Source organism: Prochlorococcus sp. G4PB17 (genome assembly GCF_059772445.1).
Genome location: NZ_CM186288.1, coordinates 168,726 through 185,927 on the forward strand (window position 1 = coordinate 168,726; position 17,202 = coordinate 185,927).

Below are 17,202 nucleotides of genomic sequence, written 5' to 3' on the forward strand. Positions count from 1 at the left end.
TTTTGCTATTATTTCTTACTGGTTTTTATACCACCTTTAATTGAACTTACTGCTAACATTTTATTAACTTCTTTATCATCTCTAACTGCACTTGGCACTGGTTTGTATGTGCTTGGAGCTAATGCTTTCCCTCTGAGAACAGACCCAATTGTTAATAAGGTAAGTTTTAATTGTTGTAGCGGCTTCATCGCAACTACTGTTTTGTATAGGTAACTATCAAATGTAAGTCTCTGTACATCCATGTCACCACACATCTCTACAAAGGCTTCTCTGGCTCCGTCACTTGTGTAGAAGATTCTTTGGAGAATATCTAAAACTGTATAAGTTGTTCCATATTTTTTATCCCATTTCTTTAAATATTTTTTGAGGTCATTTTCTGTAGGTATTAATTTCCCATTTTGACTCGATTCGACAATCTGCTCCGCACACATCCTTCCACTTTTTGCAGCAAAATATATACCCTCTCCTGAACTTTTGGTTACATAACCCGCCGCATCACCTACTAAAGCCATTCTTCCAACAACTCTTCTTGGCCTTGGATGCTCAGGAATCGGATGAGCCTCTACTTTGATTACTTCTCCATTGACAAGCCTTTTCTTTGCTCTCTCTCTGACTCCAATCTGGAGGCTTTTTATCAAACCACCATTTTGTTTCATTGTTCCAGTGCCAGCGGCAACATGGTCGTATTTTGGGAAAACCCAGCCATAGAAATCTGGAGAAACATCAGTTCCTACATACATTTCTGCTCTATCTTCGTAATACTTCATCTCCTCTTTAGGAAGCTTTATCCTCTCTTGAATTGCTACGGCATAGTTGTAATCACCAGCATCCATTGCCTTTGCAACTCTGCTTGTTGCACCATCTGCTCCAACAATTAAATCAACTTCTAGTTGCTTACCTTTTTCTTCAGATTGGTCATTAAGTATCTGAGTGTAATGAAGTGTGTATGGACCTTGCTTATTAGGACCAGTTTCTATTTTTGATACCAATCCATTTACTAATGTTGCGCCTAGTTCTGCAGCGCGATTTCTCATAAATGAATCCATTACTTCGCGCCTTAGCATACCGATGTATTCTTTATCGCTGCCTGGATAGATGTCATCCAAAATGATATCTACTTCTCTATTTGATGGGGATATCATTTTCATGTTTCTTACTTTTCTATCAATTATTGATTCAGGAAGATCAAATTCAGAAACCATACATAATGGAATCGCCCCTCCGCATGGTTTGGCGTTATCAAGCTTTCTTTCGAAAATCCAAGTTTTAATTCCCGCTTTAGCTAAAATTTCTGCAGCGCATGACCCACTTGGACCACCACCAATAACAGCAACTCTTAACATCTTTGGATGAAAAATTTAGTTCTTAACATATAAAACTTACATCCTTATCTCATAGAAAGTATAAAGATTGGAGATACTCGTTACTATCGAAACATCATTTTTGCGAATTCCAATTGTTTTGACCATAAGTAGATCGTATGAATTATCAAGATGACATCCCCCTCGCCAAAAGGATTAAATCCATCAAAACTATTAATACCAAGTCTTTTTTGCGGATAGGACTGCTATTTGTTGGGATTGGTATATCGTTAACTTTGCTAGTTAATAAATCAATTTTTCGAGAGACACTAACTTCAGATAATTCGATTAAGTCCGCTGAGAGATCTCAAAATAAAAGTTTGTTGGGTCACCTTCCATATCCTGAGGCTTCAAAAGAAGAATTAGTTCTTTTTTCGCCAGGCATTTACGTCCATAAAGATATCTACGAGAGTTTTAAGGAAATGCAATTTATGGCTGCTCAAAAAGGCATTTCTCTTAAGTTATTAAGTGGATATAGATCAATTAATTTGCAAAGAGAAATATTTTATGAAAATAAATCCATAAGGAATCAAACTGCTGTTGAAAGATCTAGAGTCTCAGCTCCTCCTGGTTATTCTGAGCACAGCACGGGATATGCAATAGACGTTGGCGATGGAAATTATCCAAATACTAATTTTGAGGTTGAATTTGAACAAACACCTGCTTTCCAATGGATGAAAAGGTTTGCCCCTAAATATCACTTCGTTCTCTCTTTCCCACCAAATAATAAACAAGGAGTAACTTATGAGCCTTGGCACTGGAGATATGAAGGAACTGTGAATGCTTTGAGAAAATTCGAAGAAGCTAATAAAATTACAAAATTCAAATAAGTTTGACTTTATAATTTTTAACTACACTTTTATATTCGATATCCTTATTGGCATTTAAATACTGCTAAGTGAAGTCATGGTGAGATATTCTTGATGTTTCTATTAGCCAAAAGAATCTTAAATTTTTTAAATCATGAGTTTTGATATACAAGCCATAAGGAATATCGCAATTATTGCTCACGTTGATCATGGAAAAACAACTTTAGTTGATGCTCTTTTGAATCAATCTGGCACTTTTCGCGATAATGAGGAAGTCCCAACTTGTGTAATGGATTCAAATGATTTGGAACGTGAAAGAGGGATAACGATTCTTTCGAAAAATACAGCTGTTACATATAACGAAACTCGAATAAATATTGTTGATACTCCAGGTCATGCTGATTTTGGAGGAGAAGTGGAGAGAGTCTTGGGAATGGTAGATGGCTGTCTTCTCGTCGTAGATGCAAACGAGGGGCCAATGCCACAAACTCGTTTTGTTCTTAAAAAAGCTTTAGAACAAGGTCTAAGGCCTATTGTATTTGTGAATAAAATAGATCGGGCAAGGGTAGAGCCTGAAACTGCTGTAGATAAGGTGCTTGATCTATTCTTAGAATTAGGTGCTGATGATGATCAATGTGATTTCCCTTATTTATTTGGTAGCGGATTAGGTGGTTTTGCAAAGACTGAAGTAAAAAGTGAAAGTGATAATATGAAACCTTTATTTGATGCAATTATTAGGCAAGTACCGCCTCCAGTTGGTGATCAGAACAAGCCTTTACAATTGCAAGTCACTACACTTGATTACTCTGATTTTTTAGGAACCATTATTATTGGAAGAGTTCATAATGGTGTTATTAAAAATGGCCAAAAGGCTAGTTTGATAAAAGAAGATGGGAGTTTAAAGAAAGGAAGGGTAAATAAATTATTAGGATTTAAGGGACTAAAACGAATTGAAATAGATGAAGCTAATGCTGGAGATATAGTTGCATTGGCTGGATTTGAAGATGTTTCTATTGGTGAAACTGTAGCCTGCCCTGATGAACCAAAGCCTTTACCTCTGATTAAGGTTGATGAGCCAACATTACAGATGACTTTTGTTGTAAACGATTCTCCATTCGCAGGGAAAGAAGGCAAGTTTGTAACTAGTCGACAGTTGAAGGATCGTTTAAATAAGGAGCTTCTTACAAATGTTGCATTAAGGGTTGAAGATACTGATTCTCCTGACAGGTTTTCTGTTAGTGGAAGAGGCGAGTTACATCTTGGAATACTTATTGAGACAATGAGAAGAGAGGGATATGAATTTCAAGTATCTCAACCTCAAGTTATTTTTCGGACTATTGATGGAATCATATGTGAGCCTGTTGAGACACTCGTTCTTGATGTCCCTGAAGCTTCTGTTGGAGCATGTATTGAGAGCTTAGGAGTAAGAAAAGGTGAAATGCAAAATATGGAAACAGGTGGTGATCGTCGGACTCAACTTGAATTTCTTATTCCATCAAGAGGCTTAATTGGATTTAGAGGTGAATTTATTCGTGCCACAAGAGGTGAAGGTATTATGAGCCATTCCTTTTTTGAATACAGACCATCTGTTGGAGATTTTGAGCAAAGAAGAAATGGTGTCCTTATTTCCTTTGAAGAGGGAGTAGCTACTTTCTATTCTTTAAAAAATGCAGAAGACCGCGGACAATTTTTTATTACTCCTGGAGCTAAAGTTTATAAAGGAATGATTATTGGAGAGAATAATCGCCCACAAGATCTTGAATTAAATATTTGTAAGGCTAAACAACTTACCAACATGCGATCAGCTGGTGCAGATGAGTTAGATCAATTGCAATCCCCAATTGAAATGACATTAGAAAGAGCTCTTGAATACATTGGACCAGGGGAAATGTTGGAAGTTACTCCTGAATCTATAAGGCTGAGAAAAATTAACTCAAAGAAAAATATGAAAAAATAATGACTTTTATAGATAAACAAGATGATTTATTTTTGAATGATTCTCGTTTTGAAATAGGAATGAAATTATTTAATTCTTGTGAGTGGTACAAATCTCATGATGTTTTCGAAGAGATATGGCATGAGACTGGAGGGCCTGAAAGGCAGTTGATCCAGGGCATATTGCAAGTGGCTGTGGCACAAGTTCATCTAGAAAATAGCAATTCAAATGGGGCGACGATACTCTACGGAGAAGCATTGGGTAGATTAAAAAAATTTCACTTAGCTAATTTTGGATTAGATATTGAAGGACTTTCTAACTGCGTTTCAAAGAGATTGGAATTTCTACAAATTGGTAAAGATCTATCTGGTTGCAGCTTGCCCGTTCTAAGTTTCCTTTAAAAACCTTGTTAAGTCTCTTACAGTTTTGCTATTCAAAGAGCGATGATTTCATATTATTTTTCTTGCTATGCTTTTTTATTTGTTTCGATTTTGATTAATCCAAATTATATAGATCGACATTCCGCATAAATCAAAATGGAATTTAAAAGAGTCAATCAAATACAATTACCTGATCAGCGTTTTTATGAGATATTTTTACCTATTTTATTTATAATTATTGGTTTATTTGGTGTTTTTAATCATGCGCTTTGGCGAGATGAGATGCAAGGATGGCTGGTGGCTTGGCAAAGTGATAACTTAATAGATTTATGGAAAAATAATGCACCATCTGGTCATCCTATCCTCTGGTCATTATTAATTTATTTTTCAAAAAATATTACTGGTTCACCTATAAGCATGCAACTGATGCATTGGTTTTTAGGTAGTTCTGCAATTTTAATCTTTTGGAGATTTAGTCCTTTTAATGTAACCACTAAAGCTTTATTTACGTTTGGATATTTTCCTTTTTGGGAATATTTTTTTGTTTGTCGTCATTATGTTATTGCAGAATTAATAATATTTACTTTTTGCTCTATTTACCATTTAAAAGAGAAAACCTATATACCATTTTCTTTGTGTATTGGACTTTTGGCTAATACACAGGCATTGTCATGGTCATTAGCATTTGCTATTGGAATGACTCTAGTCTTGGATTGGTTTTTAAATCCTAATCAAAGAAAAAATTATAAAATAAATAAAAATTGGATTCTTGATTTAACTAGTAGTATTGCGATTTCTTCCTTGTTATTGAGCTTTGGAGCTTTTAGCCTTCTGCAAGTAAGAGATTCAGTTAAGTTACTTACTTCTTTTATAGATATACGACACTTTCTTAGAGTAATAGGACAGATTTTTGGAGGATATATGCTTATTATTCCTAATTCCAGTAGGTTCTTTGATTTAGTCTTATGTGCTTTAATTACTTTAATTTTGCTTGTCAGTACAATCACATTTATTAAATTTTATCGTCCTGCATTAATTTACTTTCTCAGCGGTATTACATTTTTATTTCTTTTTAACTATTTTTTATTTTTGGGAGATGGATCAAGACATTATGGATATTATTTTCTATTGATTATCTCCTCATTATGGTTAGCACTATCTAATCAGGATCAGCAATTTTCGCTTTCTAATAACCAAAATTTATTCACTAAAGGTAGTTTATTTTATTTCCCTAGATTACTTACCATTTGTTTGACTATACATTTGGTTGTTGGGATTCATATGGTCATCAATGATTTTCGGGTACCTTATTCTAGTGGAAAGGAAACTGCTCAATATATTCAGACAAAAGGATGGGAGGATTTTCCAATATTTGCGACTAGAGATGTTGAAGTAGCGACAGTATCTGGATACCTTGATAGAGAATTCTACTTGCCTGAATTGAATGGATTTGGAAGTTATGCTCAGTGGTCTAATCGGCTTATATTAGACAGAAGTAAAACACTTGATGAAGTCCAAGTTTATTTAGATAAATTTCCTAAAGTAAATAAATTATTACTTCTTTTAAGTAATCGTTCATCTATTAAGAATTTGGAACCAGGTGAATCTCTTTACCTTGAAAAATTCAGAGTAATTGCTGATTCAAAATTTGAGAACTCCTTTCATGATTCGGAGATTTTCTATTTATATTGGGTTGAGAGGATTGTTGATTAAGCTTATATGTGGAAGGTATAGTTTATTATCCGATAATTCTTATGTATAAGCTTTCTCCTGGTAGGTTCTATTAAAATGACTCTACTTATTGAGAGTTTGGAATTAACCTTATCCAATAAAACTATTGTTAAAAACGTAAATTTAAATGTTGAACCTGGGGAGGTTGTTGGTCTCTTGGGACCAAATGGTGCAGGTAAAACTAGTACTTTTAATATGATCGTGGGCTTGATTAGGCCAAATAAAGGCAATATCTACTTGGAGGGAAAAAGTATAAAAAATTTTTCGATGACAAAAAGAGTTCAATTAGGAATAGGTTACCTTCCTCAAGAACCAAGTGTTTTTAGAAATCTAAAAGTTATTGAGAATTTGGATATTGCTCTTTCTCAAGCTAACTTATCAATTTCTTTGTTTAGGAAAAAACGTGAAGAATTGATTGAGGAATTTAATTTGGTACCTTTCCTTGATCGTCTTGGTCATCAACTTTCCGGTGGGGAAAGACGCAGGTGTGAAGTAGCCAGAGCTTTAGCTGTAGGTCGTTTGGGTCCGAAATTTTTACTTTTAGATGAGCCTTTTGCAGGAGTTGACCCTATAGCTATTAATGATCTACAGAATTTAATTAGGAAATTAAAGAATAAGAATATAGGTATATTAATTACTGATCACAATGTTAGAGCTACATTAGCTATTACTGAACGCTCTTATATCCTTAATCAAGGTGAAATCCTAGCCAATGGATCTTCAGATCAACTAACAAGAAATGAAGTTGTTAAACAAAGTTATCTTGGTAATTCATTTGATTAATTAGCTATGTTTAATAACCTATTCTTATTATCTAGATTTCGAAATTTACTAGAAAGGATATGGAAAATAATTCCGTTATTAGATAGATGGATACTTCTTGAATTATTGCCACCTTTATTTTTTTCAATAGCCGCTTTTACCGTTGTTTCTCTTTCAGTAGGAGTTATTTTTGATCTGATTAGGAAAATAGTTGAGATTGGACTTCCTTTTTCTATAGCCATTAGGGTCCTACTGTTAAAGCTACCTAGTTTTATTGTTATTTCTTTCCCAATGGCAATGTTACTCTCAACTTTGTTGGCTTATGGAAGTCTTAATGATAATAGTGAAATTAAGGCATTAAAAAGTATTGGTGTATCAATATATAGACTTATTTTACCAGGATTAATCTTGTCAATATTTATGTCTTATATGACCTTCATTTTTAATAATAATATTGTTCCTAGTACAAATAAAAATGCTGAAATTATCTTAGCTAATTCTTTAGGTAAATCTTTTACAAATGAAAGGGGGGAAGATATAATTTTTTCAAAGAAAGGAGAAATTTTAGATCCATATTCAAACAATAAAAAAAGAGGAGTTACTCATCTTTTTTATGCCTGGAAATTTATTGACGGACAGATGTTAGATGTCACAGTAATTGATTTCTCAAGATTAGGTTTTACTCAAATGCTTAAGGCTAAAAAAGGAATTTGGAATAGTGAAAAAAAGAATTGGGAATTCTTTGAAGGAGATATTTTGACACTTAGTCCTGATGGAAGTAATACAAGAACTAAATTCTTGAGCTTTTTATATCCATTAGGTACAGAACTTACTAATATTGCACGACTTCCAAAAGATGCAAATGATATGAATCTCGCTGAAGCGAATACGGCTATGAAGTTATATCAAAGTAGCGGCAATATCAAAGAAGCAAGAAGAATGAAAGTAAGAATTCAAGAAAAATTTACTTTACCAATCGCTTGTTCGGTTTTTGCTTTGATTGGTTGTAGTTTTGGGGTAATGCAGAAAGAAGGAGGAGGTAGAAGTCAAAGTTTTGGATTAAGTATCATTTTGATACTTATCTATTACATCTTGAGTTTTAGTTTTAGCTCTCTTGGAGTCAAAGGAATAATAAATCCTTTCTTTGCTGCTTGGTCTCCTGTTTTTTTGTCTATGTTAGGAGGGGGTTTTTTGTTAAAACAGGCAAGCAAATGATCTGGTCTTTCTAAATAATCTCTAGTTGCTTTTTCAATGGTTGATTTTCAGTTAAATAATTTTTCCTTTGACCCTGTCGTTTCTCTAGGGTTTATAGCCTTTCTTTTCTTATTAATTGCGTTGCCTATTTCATTTTGGTCAGTTGCTGGTAGTAGTGATTCTTCCAAAGCTAGATTTTTAGTCGCAATATCTAATCTTTTTCTAACTAGTCAATTGATCCTGAGATGGTGGCAATCGGGACATTTTCCAATTAGTAATCTCTATGAATCACTTTGCTTTTTGACTTGGGGTTGTACCTTGACTCAACTTTTTGCAGAAAGGGCATGGAGGTCTCCAATCGTTTCTGCAGTTGCGACTCCTATCTCGTTGCTTTCATTAGGTTTCGCTAGCTTTGTTTTACCAGAGAATTTGCAATCGTCTGCTCCTTTAGTTCCAGCACTTCGTTCCAGTTGGTTGGTAATGCATGTGAGTGTAATTATGAGTTCTTACGCTGCATTACTCATAGGCTCAATTTTGTCTTTTGGTGTCTTTCTTGTTGATGGAAACAAGCAATTCAATATGCGTAATAGCTCCCTTGGCTCTGGTTCATTTAGGCAAAGTTCTGAGCTGTGCATAGATGAAAGAACTGGGAATTTAAATTCAATACAACCGGTTGAATTTACAAATGCTGAGCAACTTGATTCTTTAAGTTATCGATCAATAACTGCTGGATTTTTGTTGCTTACAGTTGGTCTTATTAGCGGTGCTGTTTGGGCAAATGAAGCTTGGGGTAGTTGGTGGAGTTGGGATCCTAAAGAAACTTGGGCTTTAATATGTTGGTTAGTTTACGCGGCTTATTTGCACACTAGGCTAACAAGAGGATGGCAAGGTAAAAAGCCTGCATTAGTTGCTATAGCAGGCTTTTTTGTTATTATTATTTGCTATATTGGAGTCAACCTTCTTGGGGTTGGCTTACACAGTTATGGTTGGTTCTTTGATGCTTAATAGTTAATTAACATAGACTATCTCTCTACAATTATTCCATTCTGTGCGTCATTTGCTACTTTTCTTAGTGCATCACAACCTTCTTTAAGTGTTGGGTAAGCAAACATACCACTTCCTGCTATGAAGCAGTTTGCTCCTGCAGCGCAACATTGAGATAATGACCAATCTGCTTTTATTCCTCCATCTACTTCAATATCAACGTTGTATCCATTTTCCAAAATTGTTTTTCTTAATTGAGTAATTTTGTTGAGCATTGTCGGAATATAGGCCTGTCCGCCAAATCCAGGGTTAACTGTCATGACTAGTACGTGATCAACCATATCAAGCACATCTTTCACCATATCCATTGGAGTATGAGGATTTAGGGCTACTGAGGGAGACCCTCCTAGTTGGCGAATCCTGCCAAGAATTCGATGAAGGTGAACATTAGCTTCAGCATGTGCAATTACAACTCCTGGTTCTCCGTTTGCACCCTTACTTGCTTCTACATATCCCTCAAGCATGGTTTCACAATTGTATTGACTAACCATTAGCTGAGTTTCAAATGGAACTTTGCAATACTTTCGGCATGCGGAAATCATTTCTGGGCCGAAAGTGAGATTTGGTACAAAGTTACCGTCCATCACATCAAATTGAATTCTATCTACACCTGCTAATTCAAGGTCTTTTACGCACTGACCCATATTTGCCCAGTCTGCTGGCAAGACTGAAGGGATTATTTGAACTGGACGGTGCTCAGAAAAAATTGCTGATGAAATGGATTGGATCATTGTTTTTGTCTTTTGGCAGAGATTCTATTAATTCATGGTCGCAAGTTCTAGTGTGACCATGCACTGATACAGTAATTATTGCTTATCAACAGATAATAAGTTTTTTGTGAGTACTTTTTTCTAAGCATTTTTCAATGCCCTCAATTACTTACAATATTGTCTGCCTTAAGGCGTAAAATTCTTTACCTAGCTGCAAAAAGTGGATCGTACTCTCGTCCAAGAAATTCTTGAAGTAGTTGAGCAAGCTGCAATTGCTTCTGCTCAATTGACTGGTTTGGGTCAAAAAGATGAGGCAGATGCCGCTGCCGTAGAGGCAATGCGAAAGAGAATGGGAACGATTCAGATGCAAGGAAGAATCGTTATTGGAGAAGGAGAAAGAGATGAAGCTCCAATGCTTTATATCGGAGAAGAAGTTGGATCAGGGACTGGTCCTGGAGTTGACTTTGCTGTAGATCCATGTGAAGGGACAAATTTATGTGCTAACAGCCAGCGTGGCTCTATGGCCGTTCTGGCGGCCTCAGACAGGGGAGGTTTATTTAATGCTCCGGATTTTTATATGAATAAATTAGCTGCTCCACCAGCAGCTAAGGGCAAAGTTGATATCAGAAAAACACCCACAGAAAATATTAAAATCTTAAGTGATTGTCTGGGTATTGCAATAAGTGATTTGACTATTGTTGTTATGGATAGAGCTAGACATAAAAATTTAGTTTCTGAAATTAGATCTACAGGTGCCAGGATTCAGCCTATTTCAGATGGAGATGTACAAGCTGCCATAGCTTGTGGCTTTGAAGGTACCGGAACCCATTGTTTGATGGGCATTGGAGCTGCTCCTGAAGGTGTTATTTCTGCTGCGGCGATGAGAGCACTTGGTGGTCATTTTCAAGGTCAACTTGTTTATGACCCTGCGATAGCTCAAACATCAGAATGGGCAGACTATACAAAAGAGGGAAACATCAAAAGGTTGAATGAAATGGGTATTACTGATATTGACAAGATATATGAAGCAAATGAACTTGCATCAGGTGAAAATGTTGTTTTTGCCGGTAGCGGAATAACAGATGGTTTGCTTTTTGATGGAGTTAAATTTGAAAAAGATTGCACCAGAACTAGCAGCCTTGTGATTAGTACGCTTGATCAAACAGCAAGATTTACTAACACTGTCCACATCAAAGATGGTGCTAAATGCATCTCTTTGAAGTGAGATCTCATTAAATGAAGTAAGGGGCTATTTATGCATATTGCTGTCGTCGGCCTTAGCCATCGCACGGCCCCGGTTGAAGTGCGGGAAAAGCTAAGTATCCCAGAAGAGCTCATTGAGAAATCTTTTAATAATTTAAAAAAAATTGAACAGATATTAGAAGTCTCAATCTTGAGTACATGTAATAGGCTTGAAATTTATAGCTTAGTTAAGGACCCAAAATTAGGAATCGAGGCAATTAAATCTTTTCTTATTGAATATTCTGGTCTTGATGATGAGATCTTATTCCCACACTTATTTAGCTTCGTTCAAGAAAAAGCAGTTTCTCATGTAATGAGGGTATCTGCAGGTTTGGATAGCTTGGTTTTGGGAGAGGGGCAGATTCTTTCTCAAGTAAAAAAAATGGTACGTCTTGGACAAGACCATCAAAGTTTAGGTCCTATTTTAAATAGATTATTAACTCAAGCAGTCAGTACTGGTAAGCGTGTAAGGAGTGAGACTAATCTTGGTACAGGGGCAGTTTCTATAAGTTCTGCGGCAGTAGAACTTGCTCAACTAAAACTAGGACAAGCACATGGAAGAGATCAATTAATGACATTAGAAACAGAAAAGGTAGCGGTTGTTGGTGCTGGAAGAATGAGTCGTTTGTTACTTCAGCATCTTCAATCAAAAGGATGTTGCTCACTTACCCTTCTAAACAGAACAAAAAAAAGGGCTGAGGACCTATCTGCTTCTTTCCCAGATATTCAAATTGATTGTCGATTAATTGATGAGCTTGATAGCTGCCTCTCACTTAGCACTCTTGTTTTTACAAGTACTGCAGCCAATGAGCCAATTATTGATGCTGAAAAATTGATGAAAATCAATAGAAAACCTTTACTAAGACTTATTGATATTGGAGTTCCACGAAATATCTCTTCCGATGCAAAATCTGTTTCTGGTATTGAATCCCATGATGTTGATGACCTTCAAGAGGTTGTTTCAAGAAATCAAGAAGCACGTCAAAAACTTGCCTTAGAGGCAGAGGCTTTAATCGAAGAGGAGTGTCGCATATTTCTCGAATGGTGGGATAGTTTAGCGGCAGTTCCGACAATTAATTGCCTTAGATCCGGTTTGGAGTCAATAAGGAAAGAAGAACTTCAGAAAGCATTAAGCAGAATGGGACCTGATTTCTCAGCTAGAGAACGAAAAGTTGTTGAGGCATTAAGTAAAGGCATTATTAACAAAATACTTCATACCCCAGTAACAAAATTAAGAGCACCTCAATCCAGGAATGATCGTAGAGATGCTCTTGATGTGATTGAAAAACTTTTTAATCTTGATGTTTCGAGTTCTTTAAACAAGCCCAAAAACAACTGATATTGTTATTTACTTTTGAATTTCTTACCACTTATCACTTTTTTCTGGATTAATGAGCACTCTATCCAGTAGGTTTGCTCCAAATAGCCGATTAATAGTGCCTTCATGAAGAGAGTACTTGCCATAATTCTTGGCGGTGGAAAAGGATCACGCCTATATCCATTAACAAAAATGAGGGCAAAACCTGCTGTTCCGTTAGCCGGTAAATATCGACTAATAGATATTCCCATAAGTAATTGCATAAATTCGGACATCAGTAAAATGTATGTTCTTACGCAATTCAATAGCGCTTCACTAAACAGGCATATTGCGCAAACTTATAATCTCAGCGGACCTTTTGGTCAAGGTTTTGTTGAGGTTTTAGCTGCTCAGCAGACACCAGAAACACCTTCTTGGTTTGAGGGAACTGCTGATGCTGTAAGAAAATATCAATGGCTTTTTCAGGAGTGGGATGTTGATGAATATTTGATTCTCTCTGGAGATCAACTTTATCGAATGGATTACAGCTTATTTGTTGAACAGCATAGAAAAACAGGAGCAGATTTAACAGTTGCAGCTTTGCCAGTGGATTCAGCTCAAGCTGAAGCGTTTGGTTTGATGCGTACTGATGAATCAGGGAATATTAAAGAATTTCGTGAAAAACCAACTGGTGATTCATTGAAAGCAATGGCTGTTGATACTTCAAGATTTGGATTGGAAGCAAGTGAGGCAATTGAAAAACCTTATTTAGCCTCTATGGGAATATATGTGTTTAGTCGAGCCACTCTTTTCGATCTATTAAATAAATTTCCTTCTTATACAGATTTTGGAAAAGAAATTATTCCTGAGGCCCTAGGTAGAGGTGACAAACTTAAAAGTTATGTTTTTAATGATTATTGGGAAGATATTGGAACTATTGGTGCATTCTTTGAATCAAATTTAGCCTTAACTCAGCAACCAACCCCTCCGTTTAGTTTTTATGATGAAAAGTTCCCTATTTATACGAGACCTAGATATTTACCACCTTCAAAAATTGTAGACACACAAATAACTGATTCAATAGTTTCCGAGGGATCAATTCTTAAATCCTGTAGCATCCACCATTGTGTATTGGGAGTTAGGAGTCGGATTGAAAGTGACGTTGTACTAAATGAAACCTTAGTTATGGGATCAGATTTTTATGAGTCATATGAAGAGAGAATAGCCCTAAGAAATGGCGGAGGCATCCCTTTAGGAGTAGGGCAGGGAACGACTGTTAAAAGAGCAATTCTCGATAAGAATGCTCGAATAGGTGACAATGTAACGATAGTCAATAAAGACAATGTTGAGGAGGCTGATCGAGCAGATCAAGGTTTTTATATTCGTAATGGAATAGTTGTCATCGTCAAAAATGCCACAATTCCAGATGGAACAATTATTTGAAGTTAATTTAATTTTCTAGAAGTTTAACAAGCCTAGTCTTTTCGAGATTTTATTATCAAATATTTATTAAAGAATCCTTCATCCCTGACATTGAGCTCTTTAATGCAGCGAAATGATTCCACAGTCGTCACACTAGCTCAAGTAGAAACTTATTAACTTAATGACCAAGGCACATTTTGGATTAGTCGGTCTTGGAGTAATGGGAGAGAACCTTGTTCTTAATGCAGAGCGTAATGGTTTTTCTAGTGTGGTTTATAACCGTACTTATCAAAAAACTGAAGATTTTCTTTTGGGTAGGGGGTTAAATAAATCAATTCAAGGAGCGAAGGATCTTCAAGAATTTGTCTCAAAGTTGGAACGTCCAAGAAGAGTACTGATGATGGTTAAGGCTGGAGCAGCTACTGATGCTGTCATTAATCAGATTTCACCTTTCCTCGAGGAAGGTGACTTGCTCATCGATGGTGGAAATGCCCAATTTATGGATACAGAAAGAAGAGTAAAAGAACTTGAGAGCAAGAGTTTTGGATACATCGGAATGGGTGTATCGGGTGGAGCGAAGGGTGCATTAGAAGGACCTAGCATGATGCCTGGTGGTACAAAGACTTCTTACGACGCCATAGAGAGTTTGTTGAATAAAATGGCAGCGCAGGTTGAAGATGGACCTTGTGTTACTTATATCGGCCCAGGGGGGGCAGGACATTTTGTTAAAACCGTTCACAACGGAATTGAATATGGAATTGAGCAGATTTTGGCTGAGGCCTATGACTTGATGAAGAGAGTTTGTGGAATGACTGGTGATGAGATGGCATCTGTTATGGGCTATTGGAATAAAACTGAAGAACTTTCCTCCTATCTTGTTGAAATTACTGAGGCATGTTTACGAGTTAAGGATCCTGATGATAGTTCCGATCTTGTCGAAAAGATAATGGATAAGGCGGGTCAAAAAGGTACTGGTTTGTGGACAGTTGTCAGCGCGCTTGAACTTGGAGCTTCTGTCCCAACTATCTATGCATCTTTGAATGGAAGGGTTATGAGTTCGATGAAAGACCAAAGAAATTATGCAGAAACAATTTTGAACGGTAATAAGCCTTCGTTTGTTGATTTTGGAAAGCCTTCAGATGGAATGCCCTTGCTTATGGATGCAGTTGTATTGGCTACAATAGCTAGCTATGCCCAAGGTATGGATATTTTGCGACTTGCTTCTGATGAATATAATTACGATCTTGACATGCCCTCCATAGCTCAAATATGGAAAGGTGGTTGCATAATAAGGTCTACTCTTTTGAGTCGTATACAGGAGGCATTTAAGAAAGATCCGAAGTTAAGCAATCTTATTTTAGATAGTTGGTTTGCTGAACAGGTAAATAATCGTCTTTCTGGTCTGACTCAGGTTGTTTCTGCTGCTGCTAATGCTGGAATTCCAGTTCCGTGTATGAGTAGCACTCTTGATTATTTAAATAGCTTTAGAACCTCTAGACTTCCCCAAAACTTGGTTCAGGCAATGAGAGATTGTTTTGGCTCTCATACTTATGAGCGCGTAGACAAAGCTGGATCATTTCACACTGAATGGATTGATTGACACTAATGACTAAATATGAAATTCAAGTTTCAGAAGATAAAAACTCTCTCGCTCAAGCTGCCTCTGATTTGATCGCTCAGATTGTTGAGTCAACTTTAAAAATTAAAAATAAAGCAAAAATTGCCCTTTGCGGTGGTTCGACTCCTAAGGCTGCTTATTCTTTATTGGGTAAAAAAAATATTGATTGGATTAACGTCGATTTGTTCCTTGGAGATGAAAGATGGGTTGAAAATGAATCTCAAGATAGTAATTGCTTTCTATTGAATAATTCATTATTTAAAGAAGGTAACCCTTCTCTAGAGGCATCATTTTTTAGTGTTTCAACCGTTGAATTAGCATCGCCAGAGGATAGTGCTAAAGATTATGAAGAAATTTTGAAAAACAATATGGATGGGGATCCACCAAAATTTGATTTAATTTTATTGGGCTTGGGTGATGATGGGCATACAGCCTCCCTCTTCCCTGGTTCGGATGCATTATTTGAAAGAGATAGCCTAATAACCGTTGGCGAAGGGAAAGGTCATAAAAGAATTACCTTTACCAGCAAATTACTCAGTTCAGCAGACAATGTAGTCTTCCTAATCAGTGGATCTGCTAAACAAACCGCTCTTAAACGTCTACTTGATCAATCAGAGTCATGGGAGCGAACACCCGCTAAATTGGTTTCACCCAACTCTGAAATTATTGTCTTAGCTGATAAAGATGCTTACCCATCTTCCTAGTTAGATTATTGTATTAGTAGAGGATACTTATTAATTGATTCCTGATTCACCACCGACTGAAATTTCAATAACTCCTCTCATACAGGGTTCAGAATTTTCAGATTGGAAATCTTTGAATGACACAATTATGGGCGGATCAAGTCTTGCAAAGTGTCGTTCTTCAGAAAAAGGCTTATTTCTTGAGGGTAACTTAGTAGAAGAAGGCGGCGGCTTTGTTAGTTGTCGCTCTCCAATTTTTGATAAGCCTTTTAATCTTTCCGAATATTCCGGATTAATTCTTGACATTGAAGGAGAAGGGAGAACATTGAAATTTGCGATTGCTTGTGAAAAGAAACCTTTATCTCTATCAAATCTTCTAAAAGGTGATATTCGTTGGGTTGCATCAATACCCACAAAGAAAAATGGAGTTAGTAAAATAAAAATACCTTTCAAAGATTTGGAACCGGCTCGTCGAGCAAAGCCTGTTCGGCTCCCTCTTAGGTTTGACCCCACATGTATCAATAGATTTCAAGTACTACATTCAAAATTTGGTCAGCCAGGCAAAATGAACTCAGGATTTTTTGCTGGTCCTATCAAACTCTTAATTAGGTCAATTAGTGCATACTCCTGATTCGAAAGATAGCTTGATAGCTGAAGTTGCCAAAGCAGCAGACCTTTGTATGAAGCCACATGTTCATTCTGTTTTTTTAGAAAATCAACTAGATGATAATAATGAGCTGGATGACTTGATTTTTAAAATTCAATCTAGAAATATAGACGGAGAAAGAGAAGAATCTATGGATATTGAACTTGAAGTGTATAAAAGTGGGAATGATGTAAATATGACTATATCTTGGAAATCATTAATTGATAGGCCGATATTATGGCAAGGGAAGCATGCTGTTTGGATGGATAGTTCTTCTGGTGTTCAATGCGAAACGCCTTCATATGGAAAACTTTTTGAGTCCCTTGCGAGAAGGCTTAGGACAGTCTTTAAGGCTTCGTTAAACTGA

The 17,202-nt window shown here is 36.3% G+C and carries 16 protein-coding genes; 14 read left to right on the forward strand and 2 right to left on the reverse strand.

The genetic code is table 11. From position 1 onward, the window contains the following. Positions 1-8: 8 nt before the first annotated feature. The gene (gene chlP, locus AC6EJB_RS00875; protein WP_498491788.1) at positions 9-1,343 is read right to left on the reverse strand and encodes a geranylgeranyl reductase; all 1,335 of its coding nucleotides are present in this window, start codon (positions 1,341-1,343) and stop codon (positions 9-11) included. A 137-nt stretch (positions 1,344-1,480) separates the two neighbouring features. Here chlP and AC6EJB_RS00880 point away from each other — a divergent pair, with 137 nt between their 5' ends. The 7 genes from AC6EJB_RS00880 to ccsB all read left to right on the forward strand — a co-directional run bounded on the left by AC6EJB_RS00880 (position 1,481) and on the right by ccsB (position 9,178). Then, positions 1,481-2,191, forward strand: a complete 711-nt coding sequence (locus AC6EJB_RS00880) for a M15 family metallopeptidase (RefSeq protein WP_498491789.1) — start codon at positions 1,481-1,483, stop codon at positions 2,189-2,191. Positions 2,192-2,324: 133 nt separating this feature from the next. Beyond that, on the forward strand, positions 2,325-4,127 hold the full coding sequence (gene typA, locus AC6EJB_RS00885) for a translational GTPase TypA (protein WP_498491790.1): 1,803 nt from the start codon (positions 2,325-2,327) through the stop codon (positions 4,125-4,127). Then, positions 4,127-4,507, forward strand: a complete 381-nt coding sequence (locus AC6EJB_RS00890) for a DUF309 domain-containing protein (RefSeq protein WP_498491791.1) — start codon at positions 4,127-4,129, stop codon at positions 4,505-4,507. The genes typA and AC6EJB_RS00890 overlap by 1 nt, the downstream gene beginning before the upstream one ends. Positions 4,508-4,642: 135 nt before the next feature. After that, complete coding sequence (locus AC6EJB_RS00895) at positions 4,643-6,199, forward strand: hypothetical protein (RefSeq protein ID WP_498491792.1); 1,557 nt, start codon at positions 4,643-4,645, stop codon at positions 6,197-6,199. Positions 6,200-6,274: 75 nt separating this feature from the next. After that, on the forward strand, positions 6,275-7,000 hold the full coding sequence (lptB, locus tag AC6EJB_RS00900; protein WP_498491794.1) for an LPS export ABC transporter ATP-binding protein: 726 nt from the start codon (positions 6,275-6,277) through the stop codon (positions 6,998-7,000). Between the two features lie 6 nt (positions 7,001-7,006). Continuing rightward, complete coding sequence (locus AC6EJB_RS00905) at positions 7,007-8,194, forward strand: LptF/LptG family permease (protein WP_498491795.1); 1,188 nt, start codon at positions 7,007-7,009, stop codon at positions 8,192-8,194. A gap of 36 nt (positions 8,195-8,230) precedes the next feature. Next, positions 8,231-9,178: a c-type cytochrome biogenesis protein CcsB gene (gene ccsB, locus AC6EJB_RS00910; RefSeq protein ID WP_498491797.1), complete on the forward strand. Its 948-nt coding sequence runs from the start codon at positions 8,231-8,233 to the stop codon at positions 9,176-9,178. Positions 9,179-9,195: 17 nt separating this feature from the next. On the opposite strand, the gene rpe is transcribed toward ccsB, so the two are convergent. After that, positions 9,196-9,948 carry a ribulose-phosphate 3-epimerase gene (gene rpe, locus AC6EJB_RS00915; protein WP_498491798.1) on the reverse strand — a complete coding sequence of 251 codons (753 nt, stop codon included), beginning with the start codon at positions 9,946-9,948 and terminating at the stop codon, positions 9,196-9,198. A gap of 199 nt (positions 9,949-10,147) precedes the next feature. Between rpe and glpX the strand changes: the two genes are divergently transcribed. From glpX to AC6EJB_RS00950, 7 genes are all read left to right on the forward strand, one after another. Further along, on the forward strand, positions 10,148-11,152 hold the full coding sequence (gene glpX / locus AC6EJB_RS00920; RefSeq protein ID WP_498491799.1) for a class II fructose-bisphosphatase: 1,005 nt from the start codon (positions 10,148-10,150) through the stop codon (positions 11,150-11,152). Between the two features lie 30 nt (positions 11,153-11,182). Beyond that, complete coding sequence (locus AC6EJB_RS00925; protein WP_498491801.1) at positions 11,183-12,508, forward strand: glutamyl-tRNA reductase; 1,326 nt, start codon at positions 11,183-11,185, stop codon at positions 12,506-12,508. Between the two features lie 105 nt (positions 12,509-12,613). After that, a complete protein-coding gene (locus tag AC6EJB_RS00930) occupies positions 12,614-13,909 on the forward strand; it encodes a glucose-1-phosphate adenylyltransferase (RefSeq protein WP_498491803.1) in 1,296 nt (431 codons plus the stop codon). A gap of 160 nt (positions 13,910-14,069) precedes the next feature. After that, positions 14,070-15,488, forward strand: a complete 1,419-nt coding sequence (gene gnd / locus AC6EJB_RS00935; protein WP_498491805.1) for an NADP-dependent phosphogluconate dehydrogenase — start codon at positions 14,070-14,072, stop codon at positions 15,486-15,488. Between the two features lie 5 nt (positions 15,489-15,493). Then, positions 15,494-16,210: a 6-phosphogluconolactonase gene (gene pgl, locus AC6EJB_RS00940; protein WP_498491807.1), complete on the forward strand. Its 717-nt coding sequence runs from the start codon at positions 15,494-15,496 to the stop codon at positions 16,208-16,210. A gap of 34 nt (positions 16,211-16,244) precedes the next feature. Next, positions 16,245-16,820, forward strand: coding sequence for a CIA30 family protein (locus AC6EJB_RS00945; protein ID WP_498491809.1), 576 nt, complete (start codon positions 16,245-16,247; stop codon positions 16,818-16,820). Beyond that, positions 16,807-17,202 carry a DUF8659 family protein gene (locus tag AC6EJB_RS00950; protein ID WP_498491811.1) on the forward strand — a complete coding sequence of 132 codons (396 nt, stop codon included), beginning with the start codon at positions 16,807-16,809 and terminating at the stop codon, positions 17,200-17,202. Before AC6EJB_RS00945 ends, AC6EJB_RS00950 begins: the two co-directional genes overlap by 14 nt.

Excerpts from the sequence above, each read along its gene's own strand:
- typA (WP_498491790.1), top strand. The coding sequence starts at position 2,325 with ATGAGTTTTGATATACAAGCCATAAGGAATATCGCAATTATTGCTCAC.
- chlP (WP_498491788.1), bottom strand. The coding sequence starts at position 1,343 with ATGTTAAGAGTTGCTGTTATTGGTGGTGGTCCAAGTGGGTCATGCGCT.
- pgl (WP_498491807.1), top strand. The coding sequence starts at position 15,494 with ATGACTAAATATGAAATTCAAGTTTCAGAAGATAAAAACTCTCTCGCT.
- AC6EJB_RS00905 (WP_498491795.1), top strand. The coding sequence starts at position 7,007 with ATGTTTAATAACCTATTCTTATTATCTAGATTTCGAAATTTACTAGAA.
- rpe (WP_498491798.1), bottom strand. The coding sequence starts at position 9,948 with ATGATCCAATCCATTTCATCAGCAATTTTTTCTGAGCACCGTCCAGTT.
- lptB (WP_498491794.1), top strand. The coding sequence starts at position 6,275 with ATGACTCTACTTATTGAGAGTTTGGAATTAACCTTATCCAATAAAACT.
- AC6EJB_RS00925 (WP_498491801.1), top strand. The coding sequence starts at position 11,183 with ATGCATATTGCTGTCGTCGGCCTTAGCCATCGCACGGCCCCGGTTGAA.
- gnd (WP_498491805.1), top strand. The coding sequence starts at position 14,070 with ATGACCAAGGCACATTTTGGATTAGTCGGTCTTGGAGTAATGGGAGAG.
- AC6EJB_RS00930 (WP_498491803.1), top strand. The coding sequence starts at position 12,614 with ATGAAGAGAGTACTTGCCATAATTCTTGGCGGTGGAAAAGGATCACGC.
- AC6EJB_RS00890 (WP_498491791.1), top strand. The coding sequence starts at position 4,127 with ATGACTTTTATAGATAAACAAGATGATTTATTTTTGAATGATTCTCGT.
- AC6EJB_RS00895 (WP_498491792.1), top strand. The coding sequence starts at position 4,643 with ATGGAATTTAAAAGAGTCAATCAAATACAATTACCTGATCAGCGTTTT.
- AC6EJB_RS00880 (WP_498491789.1), top strand. The coding sequence starts at position 1,481 with ATGAATTATCAAGATGACATCCCCCTCGCCAAAAGGATTAAATCCATC.
- ccsB (WP_498491797.1), top strand. The coding sequence starts at position 8,231 with ATGGTTGATTTTCAGTTAAATAATTTTTCCTTTGACCCTGTCGTTTCT.